Source organism: Campylobacter concisus, from assembly GCF_015229965.1.
Taxonomy (GTDB): domain Bacteria; phylum Campylobacterota; class Campylobacteria; order Campylobacterales; family Campylobacteraceae; genus Campylobacter_A; species Campylobacter_A concisus_BD.
Genome location: NZ_JAAKZB010000008.1, coordinates 1 through 19,974, shown reverse-complemented (window position 1 = coordinate 19,974; position 19,974 = coordinate 1). Strand labels below are relative to the sequence as shown.

General features: G+C 41.2%; 19 protein-coding genes, 1 tRNA gene and 1 pseudogene. 10 read left to right on the top strand and 11 right to left on the bottom strand.

The genetic code is table 11. The features are described from left to right. The first annotated feature begins 889 nt into the window (after positions 1–889). From G6W43_RS04775 to G6W43_RS04765, 3 genes and pseudogenes are all read left to right on the top strand, one after another. Positions 890–1,996 carry a PepSY domain-containing protein gene (locus tag G6W43_RS04775; protein ID WP_194169284.1) on the top strand — a complete coding sequence of 369 codons (1,107 nt, stop codon included), beginning with the start codon at positions 890–892 and terminating at the stop codon, positions 1,994–1,996. Then, a pseudogene (locus tag G6W43_RS04770) lies at positions 1,981–4,102 on the top strand (TonB-dependent siderophore receptor). Before G6W43_RS04775 ends, G6W43_RS04770 begins: the two are co-directional and overlap by 16 nt. A gap of 96 nt (positions 4,103–4,198) precedes the next feature. Continuing rightward, positions 4,199–4,711, top strand: coding sequence for a chemotaxis protein (locus G6W43_RS04765; RefSeq protein WP_103581798.1), 513 nt, complete (start codon positions 4,199–4,201; stop codon positions 4,709–4,711). Here G6W43_RS04765 and G6W43_RS04760 read toward each other — a convergent pair. From G6W43_RS04760 to G6W43_RS04735, 6 genes are all read right to left on the bottom strand, one after another. Beyond that, positions 4,641–6,281, bottom strand: coding sequence for a Na+/H+ antiporter (locus G6W43_RS04760; protein WP_242047616.1), 1,641 nt, complete (start codon positions 6,279–6,281; stop codon positions 4,641–4,643). The two genes, G6W43_RS04765 and G6W43_RS04760, sit on opposite strands and share 71 nt — an antisense overlap. Before the next feature lie 141 nt (positions 6,282–6,422). Beyond that, the gene (locus G6W43_RS04755; RefSeq protein ID WP_242040034.1) at positions 6,423–6,740 is read right to left on the bottom strand and encodes an NAD(P)H-binding protein; all 318 of its coding nucleotides are present in this window, start codon (positions 6,738–6,740) and stop codon (positions 6,423–6,425) included. A 190-nt stretch (positions 6,741–6,930) separates the two neighbouring features. After that, positions 6,931–7,018: transfer RNA gene (locus G6W43_RS04750), tRNA-Ser, on the bottom strand. A 43-nt stretch (positions 7,019–7,061) separates the two neighbouring features. Beyond that, a complete protein-coding gene (locus tag G6W43_RS04745) occupies positions 7,062–7,544 on the bottom strand; it encodes a GNAT family N-acetyltransferase (protein ID WP_021087238.1) in 483 nt (160 codons plus the stop codon). A gap of 2 nt (positions 7,545–7,546) precedes the next feature. After that, positions 7,547–8,350: a M48 family metallopeptidase gene (locus G6W43_RS04740; protein WP_103613225.1), complete on the bottom strand. Its 804-nt coding sequence runs from the start codon at positions 8,348–8,350 to the stop codon at positions 7,547–7,549. A 588-nt stretch (positions 8,351–8,938) separates the two neighbouring features. Then, on the bottom strand, positions 8,939–9,907 hold the full coding sequence (locus tag G6W43_RS04735; protein WP_107832134.1) for a putative transporter: 969 nt from the start codon (positions 9,905–9,907) through the stop codon (positions 8,939–8,941). Positions 9,908–10,016: 109 nt separating this feature from the next. On the opposite strand from G6W43_RS04735, the gene G6W43_RS04730 reads away from it, so the two are divergent. Next, positions 10,017–10,463 carry a DUF411 domain-containing protein gene (locus tag G6W43_RS04730; RefSeq protein ID WP_103611511.1) on the top strand — a complete coding sequence of 149 codons (447 nt, stop codon included), beginning with the start codon at positions 10,017–10,019 and terminating at the stop codon, positions 10,461–10,463. 39 nt (positions 10,464–10,502) lie between these two features. Here the strand turns inward: G6W43_RS04730 and G6W43_RS04725 are convergent, their stop codons facing one another. Beyond that, positions 10,503–11,816, bottom strand: coding sequence for a sodium-dependent transporter (locus G6W43_RS04725; protein ID WP_087583659.1), 1,314 nt, complete (start codon positions 11,814–11,816; stop codon positions 10,503–10,505). 170 nt (positions 11,817–11,986) lie between these two features. Here G6W43_RS04725 and G6W43_RS04720 point away from each other — a divergent pair, with 170 nt between their 5' ends. Next, positions 11,987–13,327, top strand: coding sequence for a hemolysin family protein (locus G6W43_RS04720; RefSeq protein ID WP_021086551.1), 1,341 nt, complete (start codon positions 11,987–11,989; stop codon positions 13,325–13,327). A gap of 434 nt (positions 13,328–13,761) precedes the next feature. Here the strand turns inward: G6W43_RS04720 and G6W43_RS04715 are convergent, their stop codons facing one another. The 3 genes from G6W43_RS04715 to G6W43_RS04705 are packed head-to-tail and all read right to left on the bottom strand — an operon-like array spanning position 13,762 to position 15,907. After that, complete coding sequence (locus G6W43_RS04715) at positions 13,762–14,433, bottom strand: sugar transporter (RefSeq protein ID WP_194169283.1); 672 nt, start codon at positions 14,431–14,433, stop codon at positions 13,762–13,764. A 9-nt stretch (positions 14,434–14,442) separates the two neighbouring features. Further along, positions 14,443–15,333 (bottom strand): DUF3137 domain-containing protein, encoded by an 891-nt coding sequence (locus tag G6W43_RS04710; protein WP_194169282.1) that lies wholly within the window; start codon positions 15,331–15,333, stop codon positions 14,443–14,445. A gap of 10 nt (positions 15,334–15,343) precedes the next feature. After that, positions 15,344–15,907: a LemA family protein gene (locus G6W43_RS04705; RefSeq protein ID WP_194169281.1), complete on the bottom strand. Its 564-nt coding sequence runs from the start codon at positions 15,905–15,907 to the stop codon at positions 15,344–15,346. Between the two features lie 158 nt (positions 15,908–16,065). Between G6W43_RS04705 and G6W43_RS04700 the strand changes: the two genes are divergently transcribed. Genes G6W43_RS04700 through G6W43_RS04690 form a run of 3 tightly spaced genes read left to right on the top strand, consistent with a single transcriptional unit; the run spans position 16,066 to position 18,063 of the window. Continuing rightward, on the top strand, positions 16,066–16,911 hold the full coding sequence (locus G6W43_RS04700; protein ID WP_009295312.1) for a fumarate hydratase: 846 nt from the start codon (positions 16,066–16,068) through the stop codon (positions 16,909–16,911). 9 nt (positions 16,912–16,920) lie between these two features. Further along, positions 16,921–17,481: a Fe-S-containing hydro-lyase gene (locus G6W43_RS04695; protein WP_002942950.1), complete on the top strand. Its 561-nt coding sequence runs from the start codon at positions 16,921–16,923 to the stop codon at positions 17,479–17,481. 42 nt (positions 17,482–17,523) lie between these two features. Further along, positions 17,524–18,063 carry a hypothetical protein gene (locus tag G6W43_RS04690; protein ID WP_194169280.1) on the top strand — a complete coding sequence of 180 codons (540 nt, stop codon included), beginning with the start codon at positions 17,524–17,526 and terminating at the stop codon, positions 18,061–18,063. Here G6W43_RS04690 and G6W43_RS04685 read toward each other — a convergent pair. Next, complete coding sequence (locus G6W43_RS04685) at positions 18,041–18,514, bottom strand: cysteine permease (protein ID WP_194169279.1); 474 nt, start codon at positions 18,512–18,514, stop codon at positions 18,041–18,043. The two genes, G6W43_RS04690 and G6W43_RS04685, sit on opposite strands and share 23 nt — an antisense overlap. 95 nt (positions 18,515–18,609) lie before the next feature. On the opposite strand from G6W43_RS04685, the gene G6W43_RS04680 reads away from it, so the two are divergent. Together G6W43_RS04680 and G6W43_RS04675 are read left to right on the top strand one after the other, a co-directional pair. Next, complete coding sequence (locus G6W43_RS04680) at positions 18,610–18,984, top strand: RidA family protein (protein WP_021090165.1); 375 nt, start codon at positions 18,610–18,612, stop codon at positions 18,982–18,984. A gap of 86 nt (positions 18,985–19,070) precedes the next feature. Continuing rightward, a partial coding sequence (locus G6W43_RS04675; RefSeq protein WP_194169278.1) for a retention module-containing protein occupies positions 19,071–19,974 on the top strand: 904 nt, incomplete at its 3' end.

The window sequence follows — 19,974 nt, the reverse complement described above, 5'->3', positions numbered from 1 at the left end:
ACTTCTAACGTCGTCGGGGTTAGGGGATTGTTAAGGGGGAAGGGAGCGACTTCGTAATTCAAGTCCCCTTGTCTCCCTTTTGGATAAAAGAGTTTATAAATTTAAAGTTGAGATTTCAAAAATAGAAATTTGCTATTTTACAAATTTTAAAATTCCATTCACTCGCAAGAATTGACTACTAAAATTTGGCTTCGCTTATAGCTTAGCTCAAATTTTAGAGCCGAAATTACTCGTTCATGCAATTTTAAAATTTACTTGACACTTATATGAATTGACGAAGCAAATTTGCAAATTTTAAAACTTTACTCACTCGCCTTAGCAACTTACTAAATTTAGGGCTCATAACTATTCGCCACTAAATTTAGAAGCGTGATATGCTCGCTCATAAATTTTAAAATTTGATAGAACTTTTGAAAAAAAATAAAATAACTTTTGAATAAACCACGTTTAGCAGTAATAAAAATGAAATTTCAAATGTGATTTTTTCTTTCACGCAAAGCATATATTTTTACCATTTTAAAAGAGAAATTTCTTTAGAAAATGCCTAAATATCGTGATTTACTTTAGTATTACGCAGAATTTCTTTTTTATTAACTAAAATTTCATTAAAATTTATATTTAAATAATAACATTTCATCGTCCTAAACGGGCCCTCCTTTTTGTAGCGGTTAAGACTTTGCTTCCCCCTTTTCTGGCTTTTCCGCTTACACAAAGAGGAGTTATCTCTCTTTTTTAAATCAAATTTTTACCTTTCTAAACTCAAATTTCACAAACGTCACTTTCTTTTTAAAATTATATTTTGATAATGGTTTTAAAAATTATAAAAGCAAAAATCTTATAAAATTGCGAGCTGTTATCAAAACTAATTTTTAAAAAGGTGGCAAAAGGGGTGAAATTTTTAAATTTAAAGCTTTTTTACAAGGTGCATGCATATTTGTCGCTTCTCTTTTTTATCCCGCTTGTTGTAGTTTGCTTTAGCGGCGCGATCCTAGTTTATAAAGACGAGCTAAACAGCCTTTTTCACCCAAATATCGTAAATGTAAATTTAAACAAAGAAAATTCGAGCAAAAAGATCAGCTTTGATGAGCTAAGAGATATCGTCGCAAGCGAGCTTAGTGGCTACGAGATGGTTGGCATAAACATCGATGCAAACCCTAAAAAGTGTGACAAAATTTGGCTAATCGAGCATAATGACAGCAAAAAAGAGTGGAAATTTATCTATTTTGATGCTTTTAGCGGCAAGATAAAGAGTGAGCCACTTGCGCATGATGAGGGATTTTTCGGGGTTTTGGCGCATATCCATGAGGAGCTTTTGCTTGAAAAAAGTGGCAATATCATCCTCTTTTTAACAGCTATTTTTACATTTTTTATCTGCATAAGCGGCTTTGTGATCTACCGTAAATTTTGGCTAACTCTGCTTAGATTGCGCGTAAATGGGCTAAATGTTTTTATGAATGACATCCACAAGATAATAGGAATTTTTTGCACGCCAGTTTTACTGCTCATTTGTATAAGCGGCGCTTGGTGGGAATTTAGGATGGCACGCATGCCAGAGTTTAAAAATGACTTCGTAATAGACGCAAAAATTTATAACAAAAGTTTATCCCTTGATGAGCTGGTCACTAGATCGAAAAAGGACATAAAAGGCTTTGAACCACACTTCATCTCGCTGCCTTTCATGCAAGGGGCAAACATCCGCATCTTTGGCTACGTGATATGGCAAAGTTTCGTGCATAACGAATACTCAAGCGTGATCACTTATGACAAAGATAGCGGGGAGCTAGTTAGCGTCCTAGACATAAAAAATGCAAATTTAAGTGAGAAAATCCTCTCGACCTTTAGAAGATCGCACTTTGGAAACTACAACCAAACTACAAAATTTATCTGGTTTATAGTGGGTATCTCGCCGTTAGTTTTGAGCATCTCAGGGCTTTATTTGTGGATTAAAAGAAATTTTAAAAGGAGAAAAAATGAAAAAAAATTTTACTTAGCTTAGTTGCTTTAAATTTAACATTGCCTCAAATTTACGCTAGTGAAAATGACAAGGTTTTGGAAGCGGTCGATGTCGTGGAGAGTGAGCGAAGAGACGACGCAAACTACTTTGCAAAAGAGCTTGTAAAGAGCACAACTAGGCTAAATTTAACCTCTCGTCAAACGCCCCAGTCGCTAACTGTGCTAACAGAGGCCAGGCTAAAAGATCAAGGCATCAAAGACTATCAGGTGCTTCTTAGAAATATCCCGGGCATCACGCTAAACAAATGGGACGAGCGCGTATATCCGACAGCTCGTGGCTTTAAGATAGATTATTACTTGCTTGATTCGATGCCTAGCTTTGGTGGCTTTAGTCTTGGTGCAAATGATATGAGCTTGCTGCCTTATGAAAGAGTTGAGGTGGTAAAAGGGGCAAATGGCCTACTTGCAGGCGCTGGCAACCCAGCTGCAAGCTTAAATTTCATAAGAAAAAGGGCAGACTCAAAGGAGCTAAAAGGAAATTTTGGTGTAAGTGCTGGCTCATACGATAGATACGGCGTAAATGGCGATGTGCAAACGCCCGTAAATGAGAGCGGAAGCGTCAGAGCGAGGCTTTCTTTTATGAATGAGAAGTCGCACTCTTATATGGATTATTACAACCGCAAAAATAGCGCGATTTACGGCGTAGTTGATAGTGACATAGGTGGATAGCTCATGGCTTAGTCTTGGTGCGTTTTACCAAGAGCTAAGACGCCGTGGCATTAGGTGGGGAGGTATGCCAGCTTTTTACGCAGATGGCTCTAGGACAAATTTTAGTAAAAATGAAATTTTCTCTCAGCCTTGGACTAGGTGGGATATAAAGACGCTTGATTTTTACGCTGATTTTAAGCACTACTTTGAAAATGAAGCTAGCTTAAATTTAAGCTACTCATTTAGACGAGCAAATACTGATTCGAATTTACTCTACTACGGCGGACAAGGTAGCATAGGAGAAGTAAATTTAGATAACACCGGCAACATAGGTGGTCTTAGCGCTTATGCAAACAAAAGAGAGGAGAACATCCACAACGTCGATGCATACGCAAATATCCCTTACGAGATAGCAAATTTATCTCATGAGTTTGTCTTTGGCGCTATGTATAACAACTATAAAAAAAGTAGCGATAAGGTAAGTAGCTACTGGCTGCAAAGGACTACGCCAGCTGGGCTTGCTTATACGGCAAGAAGCAGGATTGATTTTAAAAACTTACACCTTGATGATCCAAAATTTCCTTACGAAGATCAAAACAATAAAGATAAAACGATACAAAAGGCATTTTACGCGGCAAATAAACTATCAATCACCGATGAGCTTAAATTTTTGCTAGGTGCTAGGGTGAGCTACTACAAATACGAGATCGAAGGTGGCAAAGACAATAGAAATTTCACAAATGAGATCACGCCATATCTTGGCATCACTTACGACATCGGAGCAAACCACACTCTATATGCTAGCTACACGAGCATATTTAAACCCCAAAGCTTAAAGGACGCAAACGACAAATATCTTGATCCGATCCAAGGCAAGGACTATGAAGTGGGCATCAAAGGCGAGTATCTTGACGGGGCACTTCAAGCAAGTCTTGGCGTCTTTAAGATCGTGCAAGACAAGCTTGGCATAGATACTGGCAAGATAAATCCAGCAACAAATGCCAAAATATATGAATCTGGCAAAGGCGTGACAAGTAGGGGCGTCGAGCTAGATCTAAACGGCGAGATCACTAAAAACTTAAGCCTAAGCTTTGGTGCAACGCACTTTAACGCAAAAGATGCTAATGGCGAGAAATACGCCACCGACTCATCAAGAAGCACAGCAAATTTATTTGCAAAGTATGAATTTAGGGACTTTAGAGTAGGAGCTGGGGCTATGTATAAGAGCAAAATTTACACTGGCAAAGGCGCAGGTGAGATCACACAAAAGGGCTACACCTTGGCAAATTTGATGTTTGGATATAAATTTGCTAAAAACTTTGACGTGCAGCTAAATATCGACAATCTCTTTAATAAAAAATACTACGAGGGCATTGGCAAAAACATGATGGTTTATGGCGATCCACGCACCTTTAATCTCAGCTTTAACTACAAGTTTTAGCTAAATTTACTCTAATGCGCCAGCTAAATTTTTAGTTGGCGCTCTTCATTTTTTGCATAGTAGGTGTATAATTTCAAGAAAACTAAGGAATTTGCATTGCTTAAAGTAGAAGTGATATATAAATTTTGTCTTGTTTGCGCTCTTGCTTGTGGGATCTGCCTGCTTGCATTTACTGGGCTAAATTTCGCCATGGGTGATTATAGTGAGTGGATGATGAGCGCGCACAAATTTGCAGGAGCTTTGATCGTTTGTGCCGTGATCTTGCACCTTTTTAACCGCAGAAGAAAGCTAGTAAAGCTCGTAAATGAGATAATCGATGTCACCACACACCGCAAAAATCCAACTATATGTAACATGGACCGCATCATCGCTTCGCTTGAGCCTTACACGATCAGTGAAATTTCACGCATGCTTGGCTTTGACGAGACTGAGTTTTGCAAGAGTTTGCGCGAAAATGATGTTAAATTTAATAACGCCAGCCAGACCCTGCGCCAGATCGCACGGCTAAACGATGAGAAGATATTTTTCGTGCTTGTGCTCATCGTCGAGGCCAAATTTGGTAAGAGATTTTGCGGTGCGGTAAGCTGCAGCGTCGGGAGAAAATTTTAGTGCTCGCTATGCGCACGCCACCTCTGCTCTTCAAGGTCGATGTGATATAAAACGTCCTAATGACCTCTTCATCGATCTTTGGGTCTTTGTTTAGCTCGCAAAGCGCCTTTCTTTGCTCCTCTAAAATTTCAAAATACCTCTGTCTAGCCTCGTCGCTGATCTCAAAATTTTCGCTCTCAAGCTCGAAATTCCAAACCTCTTCAAGCTTTTGAAATAAAAAATGCTCATCGCCCACAAATTTCTCTTTTTTAAATTTAAGCGAAGCCTGCGCAAGTGCCTTTTTGATCTTGATCCTTGCAAGCTCATTTGGCATGTGGTCGTTAAAGTCTGGAAATTTCACGCTTTTAATGAGCAGTGGCAAGCTTAAGCCCTGAACCACAAGCGTTAGCAAGATCACGACAAAGGTGATAAACAAGATGAGGTCTCTGTGCGGAAAGGGCTCACTCCCAGCCATGGCAGGGATAGAAAGTGCCGCAGCCAGCGAGACAACGCCCCTCATGCCAGCCCAGCCGACGATAAAAGGTGTGGCTTTGCCTGGGTTACGATCGTCCGCCACGCTGATATAGCGCTTCATAAACATCGTGATATAAACGGCGCCATAAGATGCCATGAGGCGGATAACGATGAGCACGGCAGTGACCAAAACGCCGTAAGAGATCGCCTTAAAGAGCGAGACGCCGCTACGCTTGAGGCCTGATAAAATTTCAGGCAGATCAAGGCCGATCATGGTAAAGGCAAGGCCGTTTAGCAAAAATATAAAGTTGTTCCAAACGGGCACTGCGTGGATCCTTGTTGAAGCGGTGAAAATTTCATTTTTCTTAGTCGAGAGATAAAGTCCGCCACAAACCACCGCCAAAACGCCGCTAGCACCAAGCTCTTCAGCCAAGATATACATGATATAAGGCGTCGTGATCGTCATTATCGTGTCGCTGTTTTCATCAGTTGGCAAAATTTTATGTAAAAAATAAGCCGCAAGTGCCACCACAAGACCGACCAAAACACCGCCAGCCACCATCCAGACAAAGCTTGCAGCCGCCTTGTACCAGATAAACTGCCCAGTAGTCACTGCCACTGCGGCAAAGCGAAAGATGATGAGCGATGATGCGTCATTTAAAAGGCTCTCGCCTTCTAAAATAGCGCTGATCCTGCGCGGTGCTTTGACAAATTTAAAGATCGCAGCCGTACTCACCGCATCTGGTGGTGAGACGATGGCGCCAAGCATGAAGCCAAGGGCGAGCGAGAAGCCAGGGATCACTAAATTTGCTATCACGGCAATAGCTGCTGCGCTGATAAAAACCACGATAAAGGCGAAACTGCCAATCACTCGGCGCCATTTATAGAGCTCTTTTAGTGAGTTTGCCCATGCGGCCTCGTAAAGAAGCGGCGGTAAAAATATGATGAAAATAAGCTCTGGATCGATCCTGATGGTGGGTAAATTTGGCACAAAGCTAATGGCCAGCCCGCCAAGGACTAATAGCACTGGATAGGCGACTTTTAGGTGGTTTGAGACCATCACCAAAGCGATGATGATGGCTAGCAGTGCAAAAAACAGTAGCAAATGTTCGATCATTTTGATCCTTTAAATTTCTTTTTTATTGATGCCAAGACTATCTTTTATGCCAAAGCCATCTAGCAGGCATCTTTTAACTAAATTTGCGATAGATCTTCTTGAAATTTGAGCATTTTCATTTTTAAATTTCTCGCCTTTGCTTCAGCTCGTGACCTCATAGTCTATCTCGTTAGCATCACTAAACCACTGCGGACGTATCAGCGTGTAGCAAAGACCAGAGTTTTCTATGATCTTGGCTGAGTTTATGTAAGAGCTTGGAGCGCGCCTGCCACTAGGCACTTCGCCCTCGTAAATGCCATAAGATGTTATCCAAACTAGCCTCTTTACTCCAGTCTCTTTCATGGCGCTAACTAGTGAGCTAGCCATAGCCTCAAGCGAGCCAGCAAGCCCAGCATATACGCTATCTACGCCGTTTAAAGCTTCTTTTAGCCTAGTCTTATCTTGGACATCGCCTTGCATTAGCGTGGTTTTGTCGCTTCTAAAATTTTCTAGTTTTTAATATCTCTAGCATAAAGGCGTAAATTTACACCCTCAACACTTAAAAGCTCGTCTATAACGTAGCTACCAAGGCTCCCACTGGCACCTAAAAGTAAAATTTTCATATCTATCCTTAATGTTGCTAGGTAAAATTTAGCAGATAAGCTTAAAATGGCGGGTAGAGAGAGATTCGAACTCTCGGTGAGTTGCCCCACACACGCGTTCCAGGCGTGCTCCTTAAACCGCTCGGACATCTACCCAAGAAGAAGGTGATTATATCTTCATTTGCTTAATGCTTGGCTTTTAGAGCTTTAGCCCCAAGATAACGACATCTTTATATTCGCCATCCATCAGGCAAACGCCAGGCAGTTCGCCCCATTTTTCAAAGCCAAATTTCAAAAATAGCCCAAGGCTTGCTTCGTTTTTGCTAAAGATTAGCGCGATGATGTTTTTTAAATTTAGCCCTCTAGCTTCATTTAGGCTGTGGGCTAAAAGCTGCTTGCCGATGCCCTTTTTAAGGGCTTTTTTAGCGACATAGATGCTTATCTCTACGCTTATATCGTAAGCGATCTTGGGGTTAAAGTCACTTAGCGAGCAGTAGCCTAAAATTTCATCATTTTCTTTGTAGATAAAGATAGGGCGCGAGCCGCCGTGGGCGTTAAACCAAGGCTCTCGCTCCTTTGTGCTAACTGGCCGCATATCAGCAGTCGCACTTCTTTCTAAGATGTAGTCATTATAAATTTGCGTGATCGCTTCAAGGTCGCTTAAATTTGCTCGCTCGATCAAGCCTAACCTTTTTTGGTTGCTTGATATACTGGCTCAAGCTTTGCTGCGACCTCTTTTAGATCCTTGATCCTGCTCTCGTTTGATGGGTGAGTGCTTAAAATTTCAGGTATTTTGCCACCGCTCATCTTGCTCATCTTAACCCAAACTTCGACCGCCTCTTTTGGATCATACCCAGCTCTTGCCATTAGCTCAGTGCCGATGTGATCGGCCTCGGTTTCGTGTGAGCGAGAAAATGGCAGTGAGATGGTGTATTGGCTGGCTAAGTTTAGAGCGCTTGCGCCAAGATCGCCAAGTCCTGTGGCGGTCGCGACTGCGAAGATGCCGATGTTTTTGAGTTGGTCGGTGCTCGCTTGCTCCCTGCTGTGCTCTCTAAGCGCGTGGGCGATCTCGTGACCCATGACCGCCGCTAGCTGTGCATCTGTCAAATTTAGCTTTTTAATAATACCGCTATAAACGACGATCCTGCCGCCTGGCATGCACCAAGCATTTAGCGTATCTTCGTTTATGACATTTACTTGCCACTTCCATTTTAAGGCATCATCTCTAAAAACGCCAGTTTGCGCGATCAGCCTTTTTGCGATATCTTGAACCCTTTTTGTGAGGATCGGATCGACATTTAGCTCGCCCTTGCTTCTAGCAGCTGTGAGCGTCTTGACATAAGCTTGAGCCGAGCTTTGCTCCATCGCTTCAGCCGATACTAGCATAAATTGTTTTCGGTCTATGCCGACAGCGCCTGATTTTGTGACGCTCGTGCAGCCTGTGATAAGCAAGCTAGCTGTTAATAACGTAAGTAAAATTTTTTTCATTTTCATCCTTTTTGGATTAAAATTTGGCGTATTATAGCCTGAGTTGGATATGCATTGTTAAACGAAGTGCGAAATTTAAATTTTGCGATTTCAAAAATAGAAATTTACCACTTTTGCAAATTTTAAAACTTTCACTCACTCGCAAGAATTGACTACTAAAATTTGGCTTCGCTTATCGCTTAGCTCAAATTTTAGAGCCGAAATTACTCGTTCATGAAATTTTAAAATTTGTTAGAAATTTCTTAGAAGCAAACCGCATGCAGTGCGCCAGCACTAAGGCATGCACCTCTAACGTGCGATGGGTTTGGGGGATTTAAAAAGGGGGATAAGGGGACGGCTTCGTAACTTGAGTCCCCTTGTCTCCCTTTTTGGTAAATTTATACTACAAAGCAAATTTTAAAATCTTACTCACTCGCCTTAGCAACTTACTAAATTTAGGGCTCATAGCCATTCGCCACTAAATTTAGAAGCGTGATATGCTCGCTCATAAGTTTTAAAATTTGCCTGACAATAAAGCGCATATTGTGTGCTGCTTGATTTATGACCGCATAAATTCAAAATTTAGACACTATATCCCAAATTTAACCCCTACGCCTTGTAGTCTATATTTCTCTCAAATTCTCTCAAACGTTTATTGACCGACCTTAGCTCAGTTATCGTTGTCCAGTTATCGATAAAGACGCTAAAGCTCTCTCTGACCTGCGAGAAGGCATTGCTAGCTTGGATCAAAACTCCAAGCGTGATGACGCCGCTAAATAGGCCATTGCCCATGATGATGTAAGGCACGATGACTAAAATTTGCGAAAATGAGATGAGCCAAAGATTAAAGTAGCCGTAGTGCAAAAATAGCTTATAGTAGTTTAGCTTCACCCCTGTAAAAAGCTCTAGCATGACGTTTGGCTGGCAAAATTTGAGCTTATTATCCTCGCCATAAACTAGCTCTTTTCTAAAGGCTGCCTCCGCTTTTTGGTTGTTATACTCAAGGTGTGGCAGCTTTATACCCACAAACCACGATACGATGAGGCCTCCGACGCTAATTAGTAGCGCGATATAAACTAGCGAGCCCTCGATATCCTTGATGAAAGGCAGGCTCACACTCTTGCTTAGCTCCCAAAGTACTGGTATAAAGGCGATGAGCGTCATAAACGCCTTTAAAACCTGCACGCCAAGGCTCTCCATGATCTTAGCAAAGCGATAAACATCCTCTTGGATACGCTGCGAGCTGCCCTCGATGTCGTTTTGGCAGTTTCGCCAAAATTTGAGATACTTAAAGGTCATCGCCTCCCTCCAGCGAAAGACCCAGTGGCTCGCAAAGAACGATATCACCGTGTAGGTCACGACGTATGGCATGGCGATCTTTAAGAAATTTAATATCCCTTGCCAAAACTCATCTACATTGTGATCTTTTGAGTTTTGCATGATGTCGTAGAAATTTTTATACCACTCGTTGATGCGGACGTTTAGATGCGTTTGATAGACAAGCAGCAAGATGATAAATATCGCTCCGCCGTAAGCCCAAAGTGCCCATTTTTTATCTTTGAAAAATGATGAAAACATAAAGTGCCTTTTGTAAATTTTGGCAATTATAGCAGGCAAGGTTTAAGCATTTATATAAAATTTAAAACCAAACTATATCATTTTGCAAATTTTAACGTAAAGGAAAATGATGAAGAAATTTGCATTTTTAGCTCTTAGCCTTTGTGCGTCCTTAGCGCTTGGGGCCGATATGAAGGTCTATAAAAGCCCAACTTGCGGTTGTTGTGGCAACTGGGCGAGTGCTATGCAAAAGGCTGGCTTTAGCGAAGAGACCATCAAAGTAGATGACTTGGTCAAGGTTAAAAAAGAATTTCATGTGCCACTAGAGCTTTCAAGCTGCCACACAGCTATCGTTGATGGCTACGTCATCGAGGGTCACGTGCCAGCAGATGAGGTCAAACGCCTGCTGGAGCTTAAACCAAAAGATGCCGTTGGTATCGCAGTGCCTGGCATGCCTATGGAGAGTCAGGGCATGGAGCAAGGCGGCAAAGCCGAGCAATACGACGTCATACTCTTTAAAAAAGATGGCTCACAAGAGGTCTTTGCTACTTACATCGGCTCTAAAAAGCTAAAATAACTTCAAATTTAGACTTAGCTCGTCTTTTGATGGGCTAAGTTAAAAAGAAATTCCCTTGCTAATGGCGATGATGCAGAGCAAAAAGGCTATTGGCACATAGATAAATTTACCCACAAAGTACCAAAATGAGCCGTAAGTTTTATTTGCTCCGGAATTTACTTCGTCTAAAATTTCTTCTTTTTTGATGATCCAAAACCAAGATATTGCACCGATGACTGCGCCGATCGGGATGATGTAGATAGAGACAAAGTCCATCCAAGGTCCCCAACTGCTAATAGGCTCCATAAACGCTCCAAAGCCAAAGCAAACCACGCAAAGTAGCGCAAGCACCCAAAACCTGCTAAGGCGCGGGAATTTATGCATGAGCGACTCAGCGACCACCTCAAACATATTTTGAAGCGATGTGATACCGCCAAAGATGACTGCAGTAAATAGTATGATCGCAAAAATTTGACCGCCGATCATATTTTGTAAAATTTTAGGAAGCGTTACGAAAAGTAGCTTTGGACCCTCAGCTGGATCCATAGCGTAGGCAAAGACCGCTGGGATCATGACAAGTGCTGCTACAAGGGCTGCAAGCGTGTCAAAAAATGCCGTAGTTTTAGCACTTTCTACGATGTCTTCATCCTTTGAAAGATACGCTCCATAAACTATCATGCCAGAACCCGTGATAGAGAGTGAAAAAAAGGCTTGACCCATCGCTGTGACCCACACCATCGGATCTTCAAGCTTGCTAAAATCAGGGATAAATAGAAATTTATACCCCTCAAATGCGTTTGGAAGCATCGCGACATTTATAGCCAAAATGGCAAATAGCACGAAAAATAGCGGCATCATTATTTTATTAGTCTTTTCTATGCTTTTTGCTCCAAAAAATAGCGTAAGAAGCGTGCCAACGATCACTATAAAGTGATAGGGCAAGACTGAGTACTCAGCAAGAGCAAAGGAGTTAAACCAGACATTTGTATCAACGCTCATAAACGAGCCAGTAAGCGCCTGTGTAAGGGCTTTTAGCACGTAAGCGATGATGACAGCGTAGCCGATGGCTATGCAAAGCGAGCCAGCAAGTGGAAGCCAGCCGATGATACTGCCTATGACGCCTAAATTTCTACTTTGCCAAGCAAATTTATATGATCCTAGCGTGCCAGTCTTTGCGCGTCTGCCGATCGCATACTCAGCGCTTAAGCCAACGTAAGAAAAAAGTGCCACAAAAAAGATGTAGATGAGTAAAAATGCTCCACCACCATTTGTGCCAAGCTTGTAAGGAAAGCCCCAAACATTTGCCATACCAACGGCTGAACCAACTGAGGCTAGTATAAAAGCCCAGCGTGATGAAAAATTCTTTTTGCTCATTGTAAAATCCATAAATTTAGTGATGAAAATAATGTTACCAAAATATGATTTAAGAACTTTTTATAAATCTTAAATTTAAGAAACGTTGTTACTTTTGGGCGCGGCTAATTTGACCGCTAAATATAAATTCGCTATAATCAGCCAAAATTTTTAACTCTTAAGGATCATAATTGTACCCCAGTAGCGATAACTCGCTTTTAATGGTAATACTTGCCATTATATTCATTTTACTAAACGCATTTTTTGTTTTGTCGGAATTTTCCCTTGTTAAGGTTCGCAAGTCTAGACTTGAAGAGCTTATCAAAGAGAAAAAGCCAAACGCCCAGCTTGCCTTTGAGATGTCAAACAAGCTTGATACCTATCTTAGTGCCACTCAGCTTGGCATCACGCTAAGCTCGCTCGCCCTTGGTTGGATCGGTGAGCCAGCAGTCGCAAGGCTCATAGAAGCCCCACTTAAAAATGTTTTCAACCTTAGCGATATCTTAGTTCATACAGTCGGCTTTGCGATCGCATTTACGCTTATCACGCTACTTCACGTCGTTATGGGTGAGCTTGTGCCAAAGTCAGTCGCCATAGCCAAATCAGAATCAGCAGTGCTTAAAATCGCTCGTCCGCTTCACTTTTTCTGGATACTATTTTCGCCTATCATAAAGCTTTTTGACATCCTAGCTACATCTGGACTTAAAATTTTAGGCATCCAGCCAGCAAAAGAGAATGAGCTAGCGCACTCTGAAGAGGAGATCAAGATCATCGTTGGCGAGAGCTTGAAGGGCGGCGTGCTTGATAGTTTTGAGACTGAGCTTATCAAAAATGCAGTTGATTTTAGTGACACGGTCGCAAAAGAGGTTATGACGCCAAGACGCGACATGATCTGTATAAATAAACAAAAGAGCTTTGAAGAAAATTTACAAGTCGTTTTTGAGTCAAAATATACTCGCTATCCTTATATAGACGGCTCAAAAGATATCATTTTGGGCATGATACACATTAGAGATATCTTGCAGCTACACTTTAGCGAGGATAAAGAGAAGAGCTTTGATGCGATCGTGCGTAAATTTGTCATCGTGCCTGAGAGCCTTTCTATCTCAAAGGTACTTGTGATGATGAACAAGGAGCAAATTTCAGCGGCACTTGTCGTTGATGAGTATGGCGGCACGGCTGGACTTCTTACTATGGAGGATATCATGGAGGAGGTGCTTGGCGACTTTAACGACGAGCACGACGAGGTCGATCAACACTACAAAAAGATAAATGAAAACATCTATGAATTCCAAGGCAGATACGATCTAGAGAGTGTTGAGGAGCTTCTTGGCATAAGCTTTGATGAAGAGACCGATCAAGTCACGATCGGCGGATATGTCTTTAACCTTATCGGTCGTTTGCCAGTCGTTGGGGACAAGATCGAGGATGAAAACTGCTACTACGAGGTGAGAAAGATGGATGGAGCCAGCATCTCACGTGTAAAAGTTAGAAAAAAGATAAAAGAAGAAGAGGAGCCTGCTCAGGCTTAGTTTATAAATTTAATGGCTTTTTTGAGCCATTAAATTTAACCTCACATAATAAAAAATAGGGCAAATTTAAGTGGCATTGCACTTTTTAAAAACTCTAAGCCATTAAATTTAGCCTCACAAAATCACAAAATTTAAAGTCACCTTTTTAAATAGCTCTCTAAAACGTTACCATCGCTTTTTTATAAATTTGGTTATAAATTTTAAAATGGCTTGCTAGTTTTAAATTTATTATCTGCTTGCAAAAGTAGCCGAGTAATATTGCTTGTGATATTTAAATTTACTAAAGTTTATTAGCCTTGGCGGGGAGATATGATGTCACGAAATTTCGTCATAAATTTCTCTATCACGCTCATCTAGGCTGCAGCAAGAAAGTCAAATTTCTTTTGTTAAATTTTAGCAGCACCTCTTAATAGCTCTTTTGTAGCCAAATTTGCTTATTTATTTTTATGTATAAATTTATCTTGATAAAAGCGTGCCAGATCTTTGCCATGCTTTAATGCTAGCTCGTAGTAGGGCATGTCTGGATCCTCTCCTATCATCTCATATATCTTTTTACGAAGCTCTGGCAAAAGGCGAAGATCGCTATAGTCTATATTCTTTTTATACGCTGGCAAGCCTTGTAAAAGCAGGGCATTTGAGTAGTTTATGCCACCAGTTTTGCTGCCAGTAATGTTAAATTCATTCTCATATTGCGTGCGAGTTAAGCCAGTTGGTATGCTAAGCTCTCCCCGCTCTAGGCAAATTTTATCATTGCTACTTACGATATACTCTGGGAATTCTAGCTCTTTGTAGTTGATATCTTCGTGATCATAATAGACCCACTTTATGCCGTCTTTATTTTTGCGGTTGAAACTGCTTTTGTAGATGAAGCTACCTGGGATGATAAATTCACGGCTTTTTAGCATCGGCGCATCTGCTATATCTTTATAAACAGCAACCAAGTAGCAGTCACTAAAAAAATCAAGCGGCCAAAGAAGCCCCTCATTCGCTCGCTTTATAAAACGGTTCATGATATCAGCTAAGATCTTGCCAAAGAAATATCTCTTGTAGTAATCATTATAGACGTAAAAAATGTCGCCTTCTTCGAGCTTTGTCTTATCTGGCATTTTATAAATTTAGCTCTTCCAGATGTTTTTATTTAGCTCCAGATCACGCACGATCTCTACAAAGTCGCTAACTCCTGCGATGTAGTTTTGCACGCTCTCGTTGCTGTTTATCGGCTTTTTAAGATCAGGCTCAAAGCTGTCCTTTCTAAGATCGATCGCGATGAAAATTTCATTTTTTAAAAACGCTGCCGAGAGTGGGGCATTAAATTTAGTTCTTAGAGTGGTTAAATTTTCCATCAGCTTTGGCGTCAGAGCATATCTTGCAGCGATCTGATCGGTCGTGTAGGTCTTAAAAAGCTCATTAAATTTAGGATTATCCATCACAGCTTGCTCGCCATCGCTTCTTAGATCAGAAGTTCGCTTTTTATCGCAGACGTAGATCGTGGCGCTTAGCTCTTTTTTAAACTCAGCCTTTAGCAAAATGCCTTGAAATTTCACCGTTGTTGTGGTGCGTTTCTCACCTTTTACCTCTTTTGCCGCATAAAAATCGCAAAGCTTAAACTGCGTGTTATCGATCTGTCCGTAGATCATATCTTCTGCGTAGTGTCTATTTACATCAGCGTCATAAATTTTTAAAAAATCGTTCAAACTTAGTCCGCCATTTGCGCTGAAATTTAGACCATAGTTTTTTACGATGACGCCAACTACTTTTTGTTTAAATTTTGCTATAAGCTCGTTTTTTAGCCCATTTATCGTCTTGCCAAGATAAAAAACTCCACCGATTAGCAAAAAGAAAAATAAATTTCCAAGGTGCAGTGATGCCAAAAAACCACTTACAACTATGATGCCAAGGAAGCCATAAACGATCATTTTAAAGGCTTTTTTCCCCATAGCAAGGCGCTCTTTTTCAAGCTCGTCAAGGTCGCTTAGATCGATGCCCTTTAGTTCGTCTGCTTGCATTTTTTATGCCTTATTTTTTAAAAAGATCACCGACGTTTGGAGCAACTGCTTCATTTTCAGGGATATCAAAAAATACATCTTTGTGAAAGCCAAACATTGAAGCTACGATGTTTGAAGGAAACATCTGTATGGCGTTGTTGTAAATTTCAACGGCTGAGTTGTAAGCACGTCTGGCAGCTGAAATTTGCTCTTCGACCTCGTTTAGTGTGCTTTGGATGTGAAGTAAATTTTGATTTGCTTTTAGGTCTGGGTAGTTTTCTACGCTCACTCTTAAACCATTTAGCAAGCTTGAAATTTTGTTATTTAGCTCAAATTTCTCCTCATTTGTAGAGGCGCTTCTAGCACTCTCTCTAAGGGCAGTGATGTTTTCTAGTAGGCCCTTTTCATGCACCATGTACTCTTTCGCAGTAGCTACTAAATTTGGTATGAGGTCATATCTTCTTTTTAGCTGTGCGTCGATGCCAGCCTCCACGCTTTTTACCTGGTTTTGCTTTGCAACAAGCGAGTTGTAAAGGCTGATGAAAAAGACAAAAATGACTGCGATAACAAGTATCGCGATGACTAACGAATTCATAACTTTTCCTTTGAAATTTAAGTTTGTTGTAGTTTATCCAAAGTTGCTTAAGAGTATTTAAACACCGAGGTTGGGCGATTAAATTTAATATTATAATTTAATCTTAAATTTTACATATAATTTATATAATTAAAAATTGTTTTTTACGAGGAGGATAAATGAGAACGGTAAACGTAAAAGATATAAAAGAGACTGTTGCAAAGCTTTGCAAACAAGCCTGTTACGTCGTTACACCAGATCTAAAGGCTGCTTTTACAAAAGCACAAACCACTGAGAGCTCATCTCTAGGTAAGGATATCTTGGGCAAAATTTTGCAAAATGCCAAGCTAGCAGAAGAGGGCGTTGCTCCTATTTGCCAAGATACAGGTATGACGGTTGTCTTTGTCGAGATCGGTCAGGATGTGCATATAGAAGGCGGATATATCGAAGATGCGATAAATGAGGGCGTTGCAAAAGGCTACACTGAGGGCTATCTTAGAAAATCAGTCGTTGCTGAGCCACTTTTTGAGAGAAAAAACACCACAAATAACACTCCAGCAGTCATCCACACTAGGATCGTCCCAGGCGATAAGCTAAAGATAAAAGTCGCTCCAAAGGGCTTTGGTAGTGAGAACAAGTCAATACTAAAAATGCTTGTGCCAGCTGATGGCATAGAGGGCGTTAAAAAGGTATTTTTAGAGGCTGTAAAATACGCTGGACCAAACGCTTGCCCTCCAATGACAATAGGCGTTGGCATAGGCGGCACCATGGATAAAGCTGCACTTCTAGCCAAGCAAGCCGCAGTTCGTCCAGTAGATAGCAAAAATGCCGATGCAAGATATGCAAAACTAGAAGATGAGCTTCTTGAGCTTGCTAGCAAAACAGGCGTCGGACCTCAAGGGCTTGGTGGCGATACAACTGCCATAAAAGTAAATGTCGAGTGGTATCCAACTCACATCGCAGGCCTACCAGTAGCCATAAATATCAACTGCCACGCTGCACGCCACGCAGACGCCGAGCTTTAAGGAGATAACATGTCAGAAGTAAAAAGAATAACAGCACCATTTGATAAAGAGGTGGTAAAGAGCCTAAAAGCAGGCGACAATGTCCTAATCTCAGGCACTATCATCGCTGCTCGTGACGCCGCTCACAAGGCACTAACAGAGGCTCTAGCACGTGGCGAGAAGTTGCCAGTTGAGCTAAAAGGCGAGACTATCTACTACGTCGGACCAACACCAGCTAAACCAAACCAAGCTATCGGTGCAGCAGGTCCAACAACAAGCGGCAGAATGGACAAATACACACCAACTATGATAAACGAAGTTGGCATAAATGGCATGATCGGCAAGGGATATCGAAACGACGCCGTAGTCGATGCGATGAAAAAATCATGCTGTGTTTATATGGTCGCTATAGGCGGTATCGGAGCGGTCATTAGCCAAAGTATCAAAAAATACGAAGTCTTGGCATATCCAGAGCTAGGACCAGAGGCAGTCGCAAGGCTCACAGTCGAGGACTTCCCAGCGATAGTCGCTATCGACTGCGAGGGCAATAACTTCTATGAAGTCGGCCAAGCACCTTACAAAAAAATCTAAATTTGATCCGCTAGCTTTGGGGCTAGCGGAATTTCTTCTAAAATGAAAACTTTTTACAACGATCAAGCAAAGCCACTACTTAAATTTTTTACAAGCACCAAAAGCGAGCTAGTAAATTTAAAGCTAAAGCAAATTTTAAACGAGGGCTTTATCTCAAAACCGCAAGGGATATTTTTAAAAGCTGCCATAAGAAAAAGGCAGAAATTTGAGCAAAACAAGACGCAAAATGAGTGGTCGATAAATGAGATAGTAGTTTTTGAAAGCGAGTATGAAAGCTGCGAGGAGTATTTTAGCGACGTGGGGTCGTTTGTAGTGAAGCTGGCTGATAAATTTAGAACAAGTGGCATTAGCGAGGAGATAGTGCTTGCTGTTTCATTTCAGGCGCTGCAGTTTGTCACACTGGATAGCGAGGAGTTTAAATTTATATACGAAGACTACGATGAGAGCACAAACTCAGCTCACATTAAAATTTACGCCAAAAGAGAAAACGACGAAATTTTACTATATAAAGATATGTGTGATGGCTATAAAACTGAGGCGCTAATCGTTTACGAGGTGGCTAGTAGTAGCCAAGACACATAGTCTCAGTCAGTTTTATGCGCTTTTCAAAGGGCGCTGGCGAGAAAAATTTACACTTTTCTATATAAATTCTATACGAGTAGCTAAGCTTAAAATCATCATAAAATTTCTTTAAATTTAAAAATTTGATACCGCAAATTTCATGAAATTCAAAAAGTTCATAAATTTTCGAGCCATTTTTCGCCACGAGGTGTGAGGGAGCAAGCGAGGTAAATGAGCAAAAAACGCCAGTTGGGATGAGGCCATCTAGCTGCGTGCAGGCTTGCAAAGCGTCTGCAAATTTCTCTGGGACGCTCTTTTTTCTAATAAAAACGATGCGTGAGTTTTCAAATTTAGCACTGATCGCATTTTTCCAAAAGAGGTAAGCGTTTGATGAGATGCCCGCGTTTTTGGCAAGCTGAGCGCCAAGCACGTAGTCATCTAAAAATTCGTTTGGTGCAAGGGTTATTTGCATCTTTGTCCTTTTGAAATTTTGCTCATTATAGCCTTTGGTGCCTAAAAATTTAGAAATTTATAGTAGGATTTTGCCAAATTTCAAAAGGAGAAGATATGAAAAAACAAATTTCAACAAAAAACGCCCCACAAGCGATCGGACCATATTCTCAGGCGATTAGCGCGAATGGATTTTTATTTATCTCAGGTCAGCTTGGCGTCACACCAGCAGGTGAGTTTGCAGGCAGTAGCGTAGAGGCTCAAGCCGAGCAGTCACTTACAAATTTACAAAACATTTTGGCTGAGGCTGGACTTAGTTTTGATAATGTCGTAAAGACTACGATCTTTTTAGCAGATATGGCAGATTTTGCTAAAGTAAATGTCACATACGCTAAATTTTTCAAAGAGCCATATCCAGCCAGAAGCACGGTGGCTGTGAAGACTTTGCCAAAAGATGCACTTGTAGAAATTGAAGTTATCGCAGCACAATAATGTCACAACTGTACCCAAGTACAATATACAAAGAGGATTAAAATGTCTTAAAATTACGTAAAATTTATTTTACGATAAGGATAGACATGCAAACTCAAGTAGGAGTAATCAAACAAATCTCAGGCTTAGTGGTAGCTGTAGATCAAAATGGTGTTAGCCGCGTTTTAAAAGTTGGCGACGCTTTATATCTTGGGGAGGTTGTAAAGACCTCTTCAGCTTCTTCTAAAGCCGTAGTTTCAATGGACAATGGCAAAGATGTCACCATCTTGGGTGATGAGTCGTTAAAGCTTGACGAAAATGTAGCCGCAGGAGAAAAACCAAATACTGTAGCGGATGTTAGCGACTTGCAAAAATCGTTGTTAAACGGCGAGGATCTAACAAAACTAGAGGAGACTGCCGCTGGTGGTAACGCAGCCGCAGCTGGTGGCGGAGATGGCGTTAGCCTTGGTGCAGCGTCGTTTGATGAGGGCGGTCACTACTCAAATATCAATGAAAATTTCCGCTCCATAGGTGATCTAAATAGCGCAAGAGGTGCTGAGAGGATAGGCGGCGTAAGCGGCGCAGCTGATAATGCTGGTGGTGACACTGGTTTTGTAGATACTACTATCCCAACAGTAACTCTAGATCCAATTAACAACACTTCAACAGTAGTAACTGGTAAGGTTCCAAATCCAGATCCAAATACCACTGTAATTGTTGAAATTCCTGGTCATACCCCAGTTACAGTTCCAGTAAATCCTGATGGTACATTCTCTGTTCCTACACCAAATAATGAACCATTAAAACCAGGTACTGAGGTAAAAGTTACTCCAAAAGATGATGCAGGCAATGGTACACCAGTTACTACTCCAGTATCAGACGTAACTATCCCAACAGTAACTCTAGATCCAATTAACAACACTTCAACAGTAGTAACTGGTAAGGTTCCAAATCCAGATCCAAATACCACTGTAATTGTTGAAATTCCTGGTCATACCCCAGTTACAGTTC